12 protein-coding genes are annotated in these 16,396 nt (G+C 55.7%); 11 read left to right on the forward strand and 1 reads right to left on the reverse strand.

The window, feature by feature from the left end:
• Positions 1 to 32: 32 nt before the first annotated feature.
• Positions 33 to 521 carry a MarR family winged helix-turn-helix transcriptional regulator gene (locus tag K2F33_RS31045; protein ID WP_263880470.1) on the reverse strand — a complete coding sequence of 163 codons (489 nt, stop codon included), beginning with the start codon at positions 519 to 521 and terminating at the stop codon, positions 33 to 35.
• Between the two features lie 403 nt (positions 522 to 924).
• Between K2F33_RS31045 and K2F33_RS31050 the strand changes: the two genes are divergently transcribed.
• From K2F33_RS31050 to sigJ, 11 genes are all read left to right on the forward strand, one after another.
• Positions 925 to 1,857 (forward strand): AraC family transcriptional regulator, encoded by a 933-nt coding sequence (locus tag K2F33_RS31050; protein ID WP_263880471.1) that lies wholly within the window; start codon positions 925 to 927, stop codon positions 1,855 to 1,857.
• 94 nt (positions 1,858 to 1,951) lie between these two features.
• A complete protein-coding gene (locus tag K2F33_RS31055) occupies positions 1,952 to 3,838 on the forward strand; it encodes a class I mannose-6-phosphate isomerase (protein WP_263880472.1) in 1,887 nt (628 codons plus the stop codon).
• Between the two features lie 41 nt (positions 3,839 to 3,879).
• The gene (locus tag K2F33_RS31060; RefSeq protein WP_263880473.1) at positions 3,880 to 4,800 is read left to right on the forward strand and encodes an ROK family protein; all 921 of its coding nucleotides are present in this window, start codon (positions 3,880 to 3,882) and stop codon (positions 4,798 to 4,800) included.
• 72 nt (positions 4,801 to 4,872) lie between these two features.
• Positions 4,873 to 7,386, forward strand: a complete 2,514-nt coding sequence (locus K2F33_RS31065; RefSeq protein WP_263880474.1) for a glycoside hydrolase family 38 N-terminal domain-containing protein — start codon at positions 4,873 to 4,875, stop codon at positions 7,384 to 7,386.
• Between the two features lie 566 nt (positions 7,387 to 7,952).
• Positions 7,953 to 9,275, forward strand: coding sequence for an ABC transporter substrate-binding protein (locus K2F33_RS31070; RefSeq protein ID WP_263880475.1), 1,323 nt, complete (start codon positions 7,953 to 7,955; stop codon positions 9,273 to 9,275).
• 115 nt (positions 9,276 to 9,390) lie between these two features.
• Positions 9,391 to 10,284: a carbohydrate ABC transporter permease gene (locus tag K2F33_RS31075; RefSeq protein ID WP_076169143.1), complete on the forward strand. Its 894-nt coding sequence runs from the start codon at positions 9,391 to 9,393 to the stop codon at positions 10,282 to 10,284.
• Entirely contained in the window at positions 10,284 to 11,117 is an 834-nt protein-coding gene (locus K2F33_RS31080; RefSeq protein WP_263880476.1) for a carbohydrate ABC transporter permease, read from the forward strand. The genes K2F33_RS31075 and K2F33_RS31080 overlap by 1 nt, the downstream gene beginning before the upstream one ends.
• A 29-nt stretch (positions 11,118 to 11,146) precedes the next feature.
• Positions 11,147 to 12,955 carry a cache domain-containing sensor histidine kinase gene (locus tag K2F33_RS31085; protein ID WP_263880477.1) on the forward strand — a complete coding sequence of 603 codons (1,809 nt, stop codon included), beginning with the start codon at positions 11,147 to 11,149 and terminating at the stop codon, positions 12,953 to 12,955.
• A 30-nt stretch (positions 12,956 to 12,985) separates the two neighbouring features.
• Positions 12,986 to 14,479: a response regulator transcription factor gene (locus K2F33_RS31090; protein WP_263880478.1), complete on the forward strand. Its 1,494-nt coding sequence runs from the start codon at positions 12,986 to 12,988 to the stop codon at positions 14,477 to 14,479.
• A 176-nt stretch (positions 14,480 to 14,655) separates the two neighbouring features.
• On the forward strand, positions 14,656 to 15,315 hold the full coding sequence (locus K2F33_RS31095; RefSeq protein ID WP_076169148.1) for a peroxiredoxin-like family protein: 660 nt from the start codon (positions 14,656 to 14,658) through the stop codon (positions 15,313 to 15,315).
• 213 nt (positions 15,316 to 15,528) lie between these two features.
• Positions 15,529 to 16,392 carry an RNA polymerase sigma factor SigJ gene (sigJ, locus tag K2F33_RS31100; protein ID WP_263880479.1) on the forward strand — a complete coding sequence of 288 codons (864 nt, stop codon included), beginning with the start codon at positions 15,529 to 15,531 and terminating at the stop codon, positions 16,390 to 16,392.
• The last annotated feature ends 4 nt before the right edge of the window (positions 16,393 to 16,396 follow it).

A 16,396-nucleotide genomic window follows, 5' to 3' on the forward strand; every position in this document is an offset into this window, starting at 1 on the left:
CCTGCTACCTCCTCTATCTTCGATACCTTCGCTTATTCCGAATCATTCTCAATAAATAATGAAGGCAAGTCTTTCCCCCGATCCTCTCCTCCTTCCATCACGCCGTTGTGGATCTTTCTCAGCCAAACAAGCATCAATGCGCTCTCCTCCGGGGTCAGCTGCTGTTGGATTCGTTCTTCGATGTCCTCCACGATACCGCCGCAAACCTGTTCTAACGACCGGCCGGCGTCCGTAAGAAATATACGCTTCACCCTGGCATCCTCTGCATCCTGTTTACGGATAACCCAGCCTCCCTTGACCAGCGGATCCAGCAGGTTGGTCAGCGAAGCTGGCCGAATGCGAAGCCGCTCATGCAGCTCTTTCTGGGTCAGCCCATCCCCGACGTTCCACAGCTGGACAAGGACCCCAACCTGCGAAGTGGTAATGCCATACTGGGCCAACCGCTGATCGTAAAGCCTGCTGGTCTCCCGGAAAATTAGTTTGATCCAGTACCCGATATTGTTTTGATATGAGTGCGACATTTATTTAGTCTCCCTAAAAATATATTAAACTCATCGTCGTCTGTCAATATTTCTTTAATACACCAACAGTTTAGCACAAACAGGCGGTTCAGACACAACCATGCAGGTCTCATTTAACGGTGACCATCCTGCGCCTTTTTAAATACCTCCCCAAACAATCCGATCCAGTTTCCTTAAAATGATATTACCGTTCATTCGCCCCGGACCCGCAAAAGATGACCTGGTTCTCGTGGCCATCTCCCTTCATTTCTCCCCTAACACCCGACTGTTTTTTGGAAACGGAATGGTCTAGAATGGCATGTAGACTTACATTTCCGTGAACTATCGCTTATGGCTGTTCCACCCGCAGCTTAACACAGCATCTTCAGAGTTCACCCATCATTCTAAAGGAGAAACGCCTGCCATGACGATCCAATCCGTTTTCCGCCGGGCCAACCAAATCTGTAACCGCGAACTGACCCGGCTGGAGGAAGCCGGCCTGTCCATCTCCATTATGTACTGGGGGTTTATGCCCACGCACTATGACAATTCCATGCACCGCCACTCCTTCTTTGAAGCCTGTTACGTTGTGGACGGCGAAGGCGCATACATCGAACAAGGCAAAGAATACCCGCTGAAGAAAGGCACCGCCTTCCTGTCGCTGCCAGGCGTCTGGCACCAGATCCAAAGCGAGACGGGTCTTACGCTCGTCTATGCCGCTTTTGAGGTGGATGAAAAGCATACCGGGAGCCCATACCTGGAGGCTTACCGGCACTTGGCCGAGCATGGGCAGCCGGTGGTGGACGGTGCGGACGAGCAGCCCGCCGGGCATTTGTGGGATGCGCTCATTTCTATGTTTTTGACTCCAAAACCGGCCCTCCAACCGGTACTCAGCCACGTCTCGATGTCGCTGATGCTGTCCATCCTCTCCCTGCACGGAACACAGCAGCAGGATACGCCGGACGCCGGCTCGGATGTGGCAGCCGCCGAAGAGAACTCACTGTTCCGGCAGGTCAAGCTGTTCATTGACGACAACCTGGGCGAAGAGCTCACACTCGCCTTGGTTGCCGGGCACCTGCATATTTCGTCACGCCATTTAACGAGGTTGTTTCAGGCCAACCTGAGCCAATCGTTCGTCCATTATATTCAGGAACGCCGGGTGCGCCGGGCTTCCCAGCTGCTGCTTCAGAGCGACCTGCCCGTCAAGGACATTGCATCGCAGTGCGGCTTTCAGTCGGTCCATTATTTCACACGAATATTTACCCGCCGGCTCGGTGTATCCCCCGCGAAATTCAGACGTTCCCAGTTCACCGAAGGGCGTTCGGGCAAAGAACATTTCCCTCCGAACATGTCCTGATTGTACAAAAGCTGTTCTGGATCGTTTAAAGACGCTTCCTCTCTCTCGTCTTACAATGTTACACATAACGACAGACAAGAGGGAGGAAGCACCCATGACTGCATCAGTACCCCCATCCTTTAATCCGTTCCCCGTCAATTCCATTCCCGTTCACAGCCTCGAGGAACCTTCTCTTATTCTGGACGGCTTCTCTAAAGATTACGATACCTTAATGGCCCGGCTGACCGCCATGTACAAAAATCACGGCGGAGAGGCTTTTGTCGTCGCGATCGATGCGGCGAACGGAGCTCAGTATGGCCGCTGGGTGAACCGGCTCCGCACTTACTGCGAGGAAGAGGACATTCCCTGGATCGGAATCGATACTGCCCGTTATATGAAGAAACCGGAGGATCTTCTGCGGCAGTTTCATCCCTATCTGACCGATAACCGCGCGTTTGGCAGAATCGCCGCCGACGTTTCGGAAGACGGCTATTTTCAGGAAGGAGCCGGGAAAAAGTGGTTCCAGGACGTTCAGCAGAAGCTGAGAATCTGCCGCGAAGCAGTCAAAGCCGGCGAAACTCCGATTCCGATGGTCGTGACCGCCGGTCCCGGGGCGCTCTTCCTCTGCCCCTCTCCGGATGTTTCCGTCTACTGCGACCTGTCCAGGGAGTATCAGCAGAAGCTCCACCGGATGGGCATGGGCAGTCTTGGCCTAGGCGAAAGCGCCGATCCGGTGGAGACATACAAACAGGCCCTGTTCCTGGAATGGCCCGTGTGGGAGAACTATCGGAATCGGCATCTGTATGATTTCGATGTGTATATCGATATGAATCAGCCGGAATCGCCGGCCTGGGCTACCCTCCCGGCGCTCAGAGAACTGCTGGCTGCCGCCGCCCGACGCCCGTTTCGGGTCAAGCCGTTCTTTGCGCCGGGCATATGGGGCGGGCAGTACCTGAAGGAGCTGTGCGGACTGCCTGAAGATTGGCGCAACTGCGCTTGGGCATTCGAGCCGATCGCCCCGGAGAATACGCTGTTGATCGAAGCAAATGGCAGCGTCATCGAAGTGCCGTTTCCGCTCCTGCTTACCTCCCACCCGGAGGAAATCATGGGAGGGCGCAACGTGGAGCTGTTCGGAGATTATTTTCCGATCCGCTTCGATTACCTGGATACGATCGACGGCGACAACTTGTCGCTGCAGGTCCATCCGCAGCAAGCATACATCGAGCGGACGTTCAACGAAACGATGACGCAGCAGGAATCCTATTACATTATGGAGCAAAAGCCGGGGTCCTCCCCCATCGTCGCCTTGGGCTTCCGGGAGGGAACGGGCGGCAGCGACCTGCTTCAGGCGGTGGATCAGGCCCATGAGACGCGACAGCCGCTGGACATCGGTCAGTATGTTAACGTATGGGAATCCCGCAAAGGGGATCTTTTTCTGATCCCGCCGGGCGCCGTCCATTTTTCCGGCAGGGACAATCTCGTGCTCGAAATATCGTCCACCACCTGGTGGTTTACCTTTAAAATTTACGATCACCTCCGCCTTGACCAGGACGGCCTGCCCCGTCCGATCAACCGGGACCATGCGGAGCAGAACATGATCGACGCTTTCGACACCACGTATGTCCGTGAGCATCTGATCGCACAGCCGAAGATCAGCCGCGTGCAGGGAAACAGCACCGAGGAGCTGCTCGGCGAGCGGGACGACCTGCTGTTCCAGGTCAAGCGGCTGCGTCTGGACGGACCGTGGGAGGATCATACCGAAGGCGGTTTTGTCATGTACAACCTGGTCGAGGGGCAGCGCGTCCGTCTGATTCCGGAACGCGACGAGGAAGCCGCCGTGGAATGGGGGTATGCAGAAGCCTACATTGTTCCCGCCTCGATCGGCGGCTACCGGCTCGAGCCGGTTGGCCCCGGGCCCTGCACCTTGATCCGCGCCCAGGTTTCGCCAGGCTGGAATACGCCGCTCCTTCCGCACCACTGGAAGCCCGGTGAGCGGGCATGAGCGGGACCCCCGGCAAAACGCCGGCTGGGACGGTCGCCACATTGGCCATCGACGCCGGCGGAACCTTCATGAAAGGCGGCGTGCTGGAGAACGGGATCCTTCTGCCCGAGCCGTATCTGGAGCAGCCTTCACGCTCGGAAGCGGATGCCGAAAGCTTCATCGCCCATTTCACCAGCCTGATCATCCGGCTTGCCGGAGCATACATGAAGGGAAGCGGCACCCCGGAGCACGATGTGACGTTTCGCATCGGGACGGCATTTCCGGGCCCCTTCGATTACGAACGCGGCATCAGCCGCATCCGGGGGCTTGGCAAATACGAGCAGCTGTACGGCGTGCCCGTAGGTGAGCTGCTCAAGAAGGAGCTTCGCCGCCGCGCCGGGCTGCCGGGCAGCGCCTTATGGATGCGGACACTCGCGGAAGCAGACATTGCCTTCGGCAACGATGCCGTCCTGTTCGGCATGGGCGCCGCCAAGCGCTACCCCGGCGAGCGGCTGCTCTGCCTGACCTTGGGCACCGGTCTCGGCTCGGTCTTCATGGACCGGGGACTGACGGTCAGCGGCTCAGACGGCGTGCCCGAGAGCGGCATGCTGTATGCCGAGACGTTCGAGGGCGCGCCGGTCGACGGCCAGTTTGGCAGGCGCGGCGTGCTGGCGCTGGCGGACGCGCTCCAGGCCCGGCGGCAAGGCGATGATGTCATCGACCTTGCCGCCGCGGCCGCCCGGGGCGAGGCTGCCGCCCTCCGGGTCTGGCGCACCTACGGCGAGCGGCTCGGACGGATGCTGCGCCCGTATGCCGCCAGCTTTAGGCCGGACCGCCTGATCCTGGGCGGCCAGATTGCCAAAAGCCTGCCGCTCTTCGGCGCTTCCCTTACGGACGCGCTGCTCCCGGTACGGCTGCCCGTGCTGTATGAAGACGATCTGCTGCGGCTGGTCTTTTACGGAGCCGACATGCTTTTTGACTAATACGGATCCTTTTTCCCTAAATCGGCTTTCGCTGGAAGGCCAATACAACTCTCCCCTTAAGGAGGATATACGATGACACTAGAACAACAGTTAAAACAGGCCGACGCGCCGCTGCCCGCCCGTAAATGGACGATTTACGCCATTCATCATTCCCACACCGACCTCGGCTATACCGATCGTCAAGAGAAGATCGAGCAGTACCATGTCGATTTCATCCGCCAGGCGCTGCGGATCGCCAATGCCGCTCATACAGGTGCCAAACCCGAATGGAAAGGCTTCCGCTGGACGTGCGAAACGTTCTGGGCGGTGGAGCAGTTTCTGAAGGCGGCTTCGCCCGAGGAGCAAAAATCGTTTGCCGAAGCCGTCCTCCGCGGCGACCTCGAGCTGTCCGGCACCTATCTGAACATGACGGAGCTGCCGGACGAACAGCTGCTCAGCAGCCTTCACAGCAAAGCCCAAGCCTACGCCGCCTCGATTGGCAGCCGTGTGGACAGCGCCATGACCGCAGATATCAACGGATACGGCTGGGGGTATGCCGACAGCCTGCTGAACCATGATATCGAGCATTTGTTCAGCTGTATCCATACGCATCACGGCATGTACGCCCTTGGCCGCAAGCAGGCTCCTTTCTGGTGGGAAACGCGCGACGGCCGCCGCCTTCTCGTCTGGAACGGGGAGCATTATATGATCGGCAACGAGCTGGGCTTGTGCCCTGGAGCGCTCGGCAAATACATGATCCGCGACGAGTTCCATCACCAGCTGGTGGAACCGGAAGCGATCCATGACGGCATCGCCACGGTCCGCATCCGCCGGTACTTGGCTCAGCTGGAGGCCGAGCAGTACCCGTATGCGTTCGTGCCCGTCATGCTCTCGGGACTCGGCACCGACAACGGCGCGCCGAACAGCCGGATCATCGAATGGATCCAGGCCTGGAACGAGCAGCACGGCGATCGGATTACGATCGAAATGACCAGCCTCAGCGGCTTTTTTGCCCGCCTGAAGCAGGAAGAGCTGGACGAACTGCCTGTCCACCGGGGAGACTGGCCGGACTGGTGGACAGACGGCGTCAGCTCTACACCGATGCATACCCAGGTCTTCCGGGATGCCCAGCGGACGCTCCGTAAGGCGGTCAAGCTGGACCCTGAAGCAAGCGTATTGAGCCGGGTCGAGATCAATGAGACAGAGGAAGCGCTGGCGCTGTATGCCGAGCATACGTGGGGTTACCATTCCTCCATTTATGAACCGTGGCATAAAAACGTCCAGCTGCTGGAGGTCCGCAAGCTGGCGCACGCCTCCGAAGCAAGCCGCCGGGCCTACCGCGCCTTGGACAAGGTGCTGCTGCAGCAGGGCAGTGCCACGCTGTACCCGGATCGGCCGTACCGGTTCCGGGTCAGCAATCTGGCCGGGCGCGAAGTGACGGAGCTCGTCACCCTCCAGCTGGACGGCTGGGAGCCCGGCGCCCTGCGCGAAGGCGTCGAAGTCGTGCGGGAGGATACCGGCGAAGTGCTGCCGCAGCAGTCCGTCCATCCGCACACCATCGTCACCGAGCTCAAGCTGCAGGCGCAGAAAACCTGCTTCCTGCTTCTGCGCCCGCTGGCTCAGGGACGGCAGCAGGGCACGACGACGACCAACACCCGCCTGATCGGAGCAGACCAGGTATACGACATGGACGACATGTTCCAGGGGGCTTCCGGCGCTGCCGGCCATCCGCCGATCCGCATGACCCGGAACGGCCTGGAATCCCCGTTCGTCCGTCTGGCCTGGTCCGACAGCGGCATTCATTCCTGGTTCAACAAGGAACTGGACACCGAGATGCTGCGCAGCGGCAATCCGTACGGTGCGTTCACACCGATCTACGAAGTCACCCGGCCGGCGGATGAGACGGACGCCTCCCAGGTATGGAGCACCCGGGCACGGATGGGCCGCAACCGCAAGGGGCTCCACGCCGAGCGCTCCGCCGGGCGCATTACATCGGTGCGCACCGTGGAGAACGGACCGCTTTATGCAACGGTAGAAATCACGTACCAGTTGAACGGCTTGTCCTACTTCGCCTTGTTCCTGCGGGTCCATGCCAACCGGAACCGGGTCGACGTGTCGGCCCGCTTCCATAAAGACAGCGTCTGGAGCCCGGAGAACGTCTACCTCTCGCTTCCTTTTACAAGCGGGGACACCTTGCGGGATACGCTGTATGCGGATAAACCGGGAGGCTTGGTGCGTCCGTGGAAGGACCAGATTCCGGGGACCTGCCTCGATTATGCCTGCGTCCAGGAAGGCATTGCATGGCAGGATGACCGAAGCTCGCTGCTGCTGGCTTCGCCGGATACGCCGCTCATGCAATGGGGCCCGCTGGAGTACGGCACAAGACGCCTCCACACCCAGCAAGCGGAGGACGAGAAGCCGGAATCGTACGCCTGGCTGATGACCAACTATTGGGAGACCAATTTTAAAGCGACGCTCGGCGGCTTTTACGAATTTCAATACCATGTCAGCTCGGAGCCGGCGCTGCCGGAGGATGAGCTTGCGGCAGCCCTCCGGGCGCTGCATGAGCCGTTTGTCGTGTGCCGGATGCGTCCGGAAGGCGTGTAAGCGGCCAACAAGGCGCAATATTTGAAGGACGTCCATCGGCGCCAGATTCAAAGAAGACAGACCGTATTTAGCGGAGGTTATTCTTCCATATAAGAAAGATCACTCTCTGGAGCTTATACCTTCTTATATCTACAAAAGGAGCTGTCCCTCATGGGACGGCTCCTTTCTTGTTTGTTCTTCCGCTCATGCCAAAATGTACACACCGATCCGGCGAAACTGCGGCAAACCAGCGCTGCAACTTCGCCCTTCTTCTTCGCTCTTTAAGTCCGCACCATCCCCTTCTTCCCTTTCTCTATGCACTTTAGCTCGTCACGAACAATCCCCTTTCTCCCCCACACTTATACAGCAAAATAATGCTATTCCCCGCCAACTCTCTTTAGCAGTATTTTCTTCTTTCTCCTTCAATATTTAATTTGTTATTATTTTGTTATATAAATAACACTAATTTTTATTGTGATTAGTATAATAGAAGACAATAAATAACAAATGAGTACATTTAAAAAACGCATTCAAAAAGCTATAATAGCAATGCAAACGCTAACATATTCGAAATGGGGAGAGTAGAAATGAAAAAGAAATCTGTTACGTTGTTAGGATTTGTTATGATCCTGATGCTTTCCATGTCCCTGGCCGCCTGCGGATCAAGCGGCGGCAGTGATGATTCGGCCAGCAGCGGAGGAGGCACGGACACCACCGGCACTTCGTCCGGCGGATCTGCCGGAAGCGGAACCGAGCTGTCAGGCAAAATCACCTTTTTGACCAACCGCACCGATATGATCGGCAAAGAGTATGACGATTATGTAAAGCGCTTTAACGAGAAATACCCGAATATCAAAGTGGAATTCGAGGGTTCGCAAACCGATTATAACCAGCAGGCCAAAGTGAGAATGGCCGGCGATGAGCTTCCGGACGTGATGTTTATCCCGACGATTCCGAACTCCGACCTGCCGAAGTATTTTGCTCCGCTTGACGATCTCGGGCTGGATGACAAGATTACGTTTAAAGACTTCAGATCTTATGAAGGCAAAGTATACGGGATCACAACAGGCAACTCCACTTCCGGTATCGTGTACAACAAAAAAGCGTTCGCCGATGCAGGCATTACAGAAATCCCGAAAACTTGGGACGAGTTCCTGGCGGCTTGTGAAAAGCTGAAGCAAAAGGGCATCGTGCCGCTGGCTTCCAACTTCAAGGATAAGTGGCCGCTGAATAACTGGGTGTATGACCTGCCGCGGCTGATCGAGAACAATGCGGACTTCCCGAACGCGAAGCTGAACACGGACACGCCGTTCACGATGGACAACGGTTACGGCAAGGCGTTCAGCCTGATCCGTGAACTGAATGAAAAAGGCTACCTGGAGAAGGACATCAACTCCACCAACTGGGAGCAGTCCAAGAAAGATGTGGCCTCCGGCAAGTTCGCCATGTACTTCCTTGGCAACTGGGTCATCAATCAAGTCGTCGGTGCAGGAACGACTTCGGACAACATCGGCTTCTTCCCGCTGCCGTATGACAACTCCGGCACGCTGCGCGCCGCCCTTAGCCCTGACTTCTTCTATGCCGTATCCAAAAACAGCAAAAACGTTGATGCTGCCAAAGCTTTCGTAAAATGGATGATCGAAGATTCCGGTTACGAAGATTTCGCCGGATTCATCCCGCCGCTGAAAGACAAAGAGTCCAAGCTGGCCCAGCTGAAAGAATTCCAAGCTACCGGCGTGGAGCTTCAGGAAGGCACACCGGACGACGCGACGGTTACCGACATCCTCAATAAAGCCCAGATCGATTTGCCGGCCATGGTTCAGGAATTCGTCCTTGCCAAGGATCCGCAAAGCGTCCTGGATAAATGGAACAAGGCGTGGGCCAAAGCCAAGAAAGACCTCGGCAAATAACGCCTGCTTACAGAAATAGCCCGGCAAAGTGGATTATCCGCCTTAGGAGGTAATCCGCTTTGCTGTCGGCTTGCATCCAAGAAACGCCTATAAGCTTGCAGAAAGAAGGTATAGCATGTTCGGAACGCTCTCGTACCGCAAACAGAAGACGATCATTATCGTCTCTTTTTTACTGATTCCTTTAATTCTACTAGCCACCTTCACCTACTACCCGGCGATCAAGCTGATCTATTACAGCTTTACGAACTGGGACGGCTACAGCCCGGAGAAGCCTTGGGTCGGCCTGGACAATTACCGGGAAGTGTTCTCCAATTCGGATATTTTCAAAGTGTTTGAGCACAATTTCGCTTACTTTGCGATGGGGATCGTCCAGAATATCATCGCCATTTACTTTGCTGTCGTCCTGAACAGCCGGCTGCGCGGCCGGAACGTGTTCCGGATTCTGCTGTTTCTGCCTTACATCATGAACGGCGTGGCGGTCGCTTTTATGTTCGGATACGTGTTTGACACAACCAATGGCTCGCTGAACCTGTTCCTCTCCAGCCTTGGACTGAAGCATCTTGGCGAAACGAGCTGGCTTGGCACGGAAGGGCTTGTCAACTATGCGCTGGCCTCTACCGGACTGTGGCGCTTTATGGGCTACAACATGGTCATTTACATCGCTTCCCTTCAGGCCATTCCGAAGGATATTTACGAAGCGGCGAAAATCGACGGTGCCGGCTCTTTGCAGACCCTGTGGAAAATTACGCTGCCGAACATGAAGCCGGTTATTCAGCTGAACCTGTTCCTGACCGTGACGGGCGCGCTCGAAGTGTTCGACCTTCCGTTTGTGCTGACCAAAGGCGGACCTGCCGGAGCGAGCCAGACCTACGTGCAGCGCGTCGTGGAAACGGCCTTCGCCTACAACAACTATGGATTGGCCTCGGCGATGAGCGTCATCTTATTGTTCTTTGTGGTCATCGTACTGGCCGTTCAGCAGCTTGTGCTCAGCAGAGGAGGAAATAAATAATGCATTCGTCCAAATTCCGGATCCAGGATCTGATTAAATACTTGACCCTGCTCATCGGGGTATTCGTCGTCCTGTTCCCTCTCTATGTCGTCATCATTAACGCATTCAAATCGAGGGATGAATTTAACAGCAGCAGCTCAATGTCGCTGCCCCATAACTTTTTGAATTTCGAAAATTTCAAGGTCGTGTTCGAGCGCGGCGGCCTGCTCAGCGGGTTCGGCAACATTCTGATCATTATCGTCGTCTCGCTCGCGCTGAACATTTTGTTCGGCACGATGGTCGCCTATGTCCTGGGCCGGTTCGATTTCAAACTGAAACCGATCGTGTTCGGGGCTTATCTTGTCGCTACGATCATCCCGAGCATCACGACACAGGTTGCCACATTCGGTATTATCAAAAGCCTCGGGATGTACAACACGATGGGTGCCCCGATCGTCCTGTACATCGGAGCCGACGTGATCCAGATCATTCTATACCTGCAGTTCATCCGCAACATCCCTTATGACCTGGACGAAAACGCCATGGTGGAAGGCGCATCCCTGTTCAAAATTTACCGTTCGATCATTTTCCCGCTGCTGACGCCGGCTACGGCGACGCTCATTATTCTGAAAACGATCAGCATTTATAACGATATGTACATTCCGTATTTATACATGCCAAAGCAGAGCCTCGGCGTCGTCACCACTGTATTGATGCGGTTCCAGGGCGTCAACACGGCCGATTGGAACCTCATCTGCGCCGCGATTCTGGTCATCCTTTTGCCTACGGTCATATTGTACTTTTTCCTGCAGCGTTATATCTTTGAAGGAGTAACCAGCGGAGCGGTTAAATAAGACAAGCATCAGGGAGTGGACTATCGGTTATGAGTACTGCAATCGGCCGCATCATACGCAGGGGATGGCTCTTTCTGGCCAATCTGTCATTGGAGAAAAAGCTGATTCTCGTATTTGTCTTTCTGTTATCGCTGCCCATCACTTATGTCAGCTACCTGTCGGCAAGGTCCACGTTCAATTCCGTGCTGCAGAACGCCACCAACAACGCGGGACAGATGGCCGACAACGCCTCCGATACGATCGACCGGTACGTGGACGACCTGAAGCGCTACACGGCGCTTCCCCTGTATAACAAGGATGTGCAGTACTATCTCGGACAGGAACACACCGACTGGTACAAGAACGAGAGTATGGGCATGTTTCTCAGCTATCTGAGCCATACCAAAAAAGACGTCGTGGCTGTCTACCTCGTTGACCGGTACGATCATATTTTTTATGACAAGAACGGGAACATCAACGATCTGTCGGCCGAAAATCAGCTTCCCGGCTGGAAGAAGCTCTTAGGCGAGGCGGGGGGAGCCCGTCCGATCCTGGAAGGCCGCCACCCGATCACGGTCAACGGCAGCAGTACAATGGATGTCATCAGCGTGCTGCGGACCATTAACTCGGCCAGCTCGCTCCAATATCTCGGCATCATCGTCCTGGATATCGATATCCGTTTGTTTCAGGGCATCGTCGAGCCAATGGATCGGGTGACCCAGGGCAGCTCGCTCATTATGGATGAGCAAGGACAGCTGGTATACGCCAGCGGTGATGCGAATTCGGTTCAGGATCGGCTGACCGCGCTGATGACGGCGGCCAAGGGTCAGAAGGATGGCCATTTTGAATCGACGATACACGGAACCCGTTATCTGACCGTCTACTACACGTCGGATCAGACCGGATGGACGACGTCCGTCACGATTCCGCTGTCCAAAATTTTGTACAAGGTCCAGCAGAACAGCCGGGCGCTGATGGTTACGACCTTAATCCTGCTGGCGATCGCCCTGTTCGTCGCAACCTTCTTCTCTCACGCCTTGACCAAACCGCTGAAATCCATGGTTCGACTGATGCGCAAAGTTCAGCACGGCAACCTCGACGTCTGGATTTCGCCTAAATACAATGATGAGATCGGCATGCTGGGCAGCCATTTCAACCGGATGATTTTGCGGGTCAAAGACCTGCTCACCGAAATCAAGCTGACGGAAAAACGCAAGCAGACCGCCGACATGAGGGCGCTGCAGAGCCAGATCAACCCTCATTTTATTTACAATACACTCGAGTCCATCCGCATGCTGGCCGAGAGCAACGACGATCCGCGCGTCGCCAAGCTGACCTACCTGCTGGGAAACCAGATGAGGTATTCCATCGTCCGCAGCGGGGACCCGGTGACCATCCGGCAGGAGCTGGAGCATGTCCGCAACTATTTCGATCTGCTGGCCATCCGTTTCCCGGACAAATTCCAGCTTATCATGGATGTGCCTGAGCCCTACCTCGGCCTGTCGGTGCTCAAGCTGGTGTTCCAGCCGATTGTGGAAAATTCGGTCTTTCATGGGCTGGAGCGCAAGCCCGGACTCGGCACCATCACCATCACCGCTTCACGCGAACAGGACCATGTCGTCTTCGTGATCGGCGATGATGGAGTCGGCATGGATGCGGATACCGTCCAGCAGTTGAACCGCAGCCTGAAGCACGGCGACGCGGGCGGTGCATTCGGCATCGGGCTGCATAATGTGGCCGAGCGGGTACGTCTGCATTACGGCGGCACCTGCGGTCTTGAAGTGGAGAGCGAGCCGGGGCACGGAACCCGGGTAATTGTGCGCATTAAGGAAGAACTCCCCGACGAAGACCAAGAGTAAACATCATTACAGCAAAGGCGGGAGAGAAATATGCTTCGAATTGTGATTGTGGACGATGAAGTTCTGATTCGCGAAGGCCTGTCGCGCATGATCGAAAAGGAAAGCGGCCTCTTCCGTGTGGTCGGGCAGTTTCCGGACGGCAAGGATGTACTGGACAGCCTTCCCGGCCTGGAGGTCGATGTGGTTATTACCGATATCCGGATGCCGGTTGTGGACGGTCTAGATCTGATCAAGCAGCTGAAGGCTGCCCGCCCGCACGTCCGTTCCATCCTGATGAGCGGTTTCACTGAATTTAACTATGCCAGGGAAGCGATCCGCGCTTCCGCGGTCGACTATCTGCTCAAGCCGATCAACAAAGAGCAGCTGTTTGAGCTGTTGTACCAATTGGACGAGGAGCATCAGTCTTCGCTCGAGAAAGAAGCCTTGAGCCGCAAGCGGCTGCTTCATTCCTGCTTTCTGAGCGAGTCTCCCCTCCCCTATCTATCCGAGGATACCGGGCTGCCCCTGTCCTGTTATGCCACGTTCGTTCAGAAAGGCGGGTCGCTGGAAGCCGCAGCCGGGCGGATCCAGCAGCACCCGGAGCTCGTCTGTGACTGGGTCTCGGTCCAGGAGCGCATGCTCGCCTGGGTCTTTTATTTTCCGGAAGCTCCGGGGCAAGAACAATTGGACCGGATCGCCCGTCTGCTGGGCGGCGCGGAGGAACCAAGCGAAGAGGAAACGGCGGTTCATATCGGATTCAGCCGCATCCACAACGGCACTGCCGAACTCAGAGCCTCCTATGAAGAAGCCATGCGAGCCTGCGACCTGGGCTTATACTCAGATTCGGCCCTATATTATGCCGCCGGTTATGCCGGGGAAGCTTTCGGAGACATCGTCGAAGCGGAGGATGCCGTCCGCGGCATGAACCTTGCCGAGCAGCTGCAGCTCCTCCATATTCCAGCCGTGCTGGAATGCGTCCGTCAGGGCTTTGAGCGGCTGAAAGAGCAGCGTGCAGGTACCGGGACGATCGTCCGCGTCTGCAGTCAGCTGGAGGATATGGCATGCCGGGAAGTGCAGGAGTACCGGGAGATTCGGAGCAAAGAAGCCCGCGCCCGGCTGGAGACGCAGCTGCGAGCCTGCATGAGCTTCTCCGGCATGGAAGAATGCTTTGTGGAGGTGTTTAGGTCGGCGCTGGAGAAAGTGTACGGACTGCGCAGCGAGATGGGCGGTAAAGCCGTAGAGATCGTCAAGCGCTGGATCGCCGAGCATTACAGCGAGCATGCCGAGCTGAACACCCTGGCGGCCATGGTGTATCTGACACCGAGCTACCTCAGCAAGCTGTTCAAACAGGAAACCGGTCTGACGCTGACCGAGTACATCACCGACGTACGACTTAAAAACGCCAAACGCCTTCTGCGGACCGAGACGAACATGAAGGTGCACCAAATCGGAGCGGAGGTAGGATATGCGGATCCCGCTTACTTTAATAAGCTGTTTAAGAAAGTGGTCGGCGTCACGCCAAATGAATATAAAAAGTGGAAATAGCCGCCAATAAACAAGCGCCCTGAATGATCAGGACGCTTGTTTGTTTTTATCCGCCGTTTTTTTTCGTTCCCCATGTCACAAATCAGACCCTTACCTTGTTATATGTGCAGAACGTCATAAAGCTGAGAAATGATCATTGGATTTACCCCACCACTTTTTCAAGGGAGTGTTGTTCCATGGCGGTCAAAGCATTATTGGATCAAGCAAAGGAAGGTTTTGTTGTCAAAGCGCCTCAAGAGGTGCAGTCGCAAGTTTTTCGGCACATTCAGGAGCAGCAGGAGTCCGGCGTCGTTTTCGGCCTCACCGAAGAGGACAAAGCACCGGATTTTACGCTAACGGGTCCGCTCGGTGAACAGGTGAATTTGTATCGCGAGCTTGCGAAAGGTCCGGTCATTCTGACATTTTACCGCGGCAGCTGGTGTCCCTTCTGCAATATCCAGCTTCGGGCTTATCAACAAATGCTGCCGGATATTGTGAAACTTGGTGGCCGACTGATCGCCGTTTCCCTGCAGAGCCCCGACAACTCGCTGTCGCATAAGGAGAAGGAAGAACTAACCTTCCAGGTGCTGAGCGATCCGAACGGGCGTGTCGCAGAAAGCTACCGAATCCTGTATGAGCTGCCGGATTACCTGCAGGATGCCTACAACAATTTCGGCCTGGACCTCACCGAGTTCAACCAAACCGATCGCTGGATTCTGCCGCTCACGGCCACGTTTATTATAGATCAGGAAGGGAATATCCGCCGCGCTTATGTCAATCCGGATTTCATGAAGCGTATGGAGCCTCAGGAAATCATCGATCAGTTGATAAAAATCCAAACCACCCACGAACGATAGGCAGCATCGTGCAGCTGCGGATTTCAAGACAAAGCTGTCCCAGATGTCATGATGACAAATGGGGCGGCTTCTTCATATTAACCAGACCTGAATTTCGGCAGCCGGTGAGTTTTCACTGCCCTTTTTTTCTTGACGTAAATGTGGTTTTTTATTGAAAATGAAAGAACTGGCATGGAAACTCCGCATGCACGCCCTTGAAAAGGAGAGACACGAATGGAGGAGCTGTACGGGAAATATAAAGCACTGCTGTTCACGCTGGCTTATCAGTTGACAGGGTCTGCGGCTGACGCGGAAGATGCGGTGCAGGACGTGTTCTTAAAGGCGTACGGCTTGCCCCCTGAACGTTTGGAGGAGCCGAAAGCGTATTTATGCAAAATGGTCACTAATCACTGCCTCAATCTGCAAAAGACGGCGCGCAAAAAGCGGGAAATGTACGTCGGTCCGTGGCTCCCTGAGCCGATCCGGACGCCGAAAACGGATACGCTCGAGACGGCGGTCGTTCGCCGCGATCTGCTGTCTTACGCCATGCTCGTCATGCTTGAGCGGCTGACGCCGACAGAGCGGGTCGTTTTCGTGCTGCGCGAGGCGCTGGGCTTCGATTATCCGGAAATTGCCGAAATGCTCGGCAAACAAGAAGCAAATTGCCGCAAGCTGATGAGCCGGGCAAAGGGCAAGCTGGGCATATCCGAAGAGGAGACGATCTCAGCCGAAGCCGCCGATATGGAATGGGTTGGCCGTTTCCTCACGTCGCTGAAGCAAGGAAACATCGATCATGTGCTCTCCCTGCTGACTGAAGACGTCATGCTCGTCTCCGATGGAGGCGGAAAAGTAACTGCGGCCACCCGTCCAATACAGACACGCGATCAAGTAGTCCGATTTCTTGCCGCCGTGTTCGAGGGTATACAGCCCTATGATCAAGGAAATCTTCACTCCGAGATTGCCCCTCTGAATGGCGGGTCCGGCATCGTCATCCGTTCGGGGGACGATACCGTGAAAGCTGTCTTTATGCAGCTCCAAGGCGGCAAGCTGTCCAGAGTCTATATCGTACGAAACCCGGATAAGCTTACCAAGGTTTAGCCCT

The organism is Paenibacillus sp. PSB04, assembly GCF_025809195.1.
GTDB classification, from domain to species: domain Bacteria; phylum Bacillota; class Bacilli; order Paenibacillales; family Paenibacillaceae; genus Paenibacillus_AQ; species Paenibacillus_AQ favisporus.

Bases quoted from the DNA above. Each gene is read 5' to 3' on its own strand.
- K2F33_RS31090 (WP_263880478.1), top strand. From the start codon at position 12,986: ATGCTTCGAATTGTGATTGTGGACGATGAAGTTCTGATTCGCGAAGGC.
- sigJ (WP_263880479.1), top strand. From the start codon at position 15,529: ATGGAGGAGCTGTACGGGAAATATAAAGCACTGCTGTTCACGCTGGCT.
- K2F33_RS31065 (WP_263880474.1), top strand. From the start codon at position 4,873: ATGACACTAGAACAACAGTTAAAACAGGCCGACGCGCCGCTGCCCGCC.
- K2F33_RS31085 (WP_263880477.1), top strand. From the start codon at position 11,147: ATGAGTACTGCAATCGGCCGCATCATACGCAGGGGATGGCTCTTTCTG.
- K2F33_RS31070 (WP_263880475.1), top strand. From the start codon at position 7,953: ATGAAAAAGAAATCTGTTACGTTGTTAGGATTTGTTATGATCCTGATG.
- K2F33_RS31055 (WP_263880472.1), top strand. From the start codon at position 1,952: ATGACTGCATCAGTACCCCCATCCTTTAATCCGTTCCCCGTCAATTCC.
- K2F33_RS31050 (WP_263880471.1), top strand. From the start codon at position 925: ATGACGATCCAATCCGTTTTCCGCCGGGCCAACCAAATCTGTAACCGC.
- K2F33_RS31095 (WP_076169148.1), top strand. From the start codon at position 14,656: ATGGCGGTCAAAGCATTATTGGATCAAGCAAAGGAAGGTTTTGTTGTC.
- K2F33_RS31045 (WP_263880470.1), bottom strand. From the start codon at position 521: ATGTCGCACTCATATCAAAACAATATCGGGTACTGGATCAAACTAATT.
- K2F33_RS31080 (WP_263880476.1), top strand. From the start codon at position 10,284: ATGCATTCGTCCAAATTCCGGATCCAGGATCTGATTAAATACTTGACC.
- K2F33_RS31075 (WP_076169143.1), top strand. From the start codon at position 9,391: ATGTTCGGAACGCTCTCGTACCGCAAACAGAAGACGATCATTATCGTC.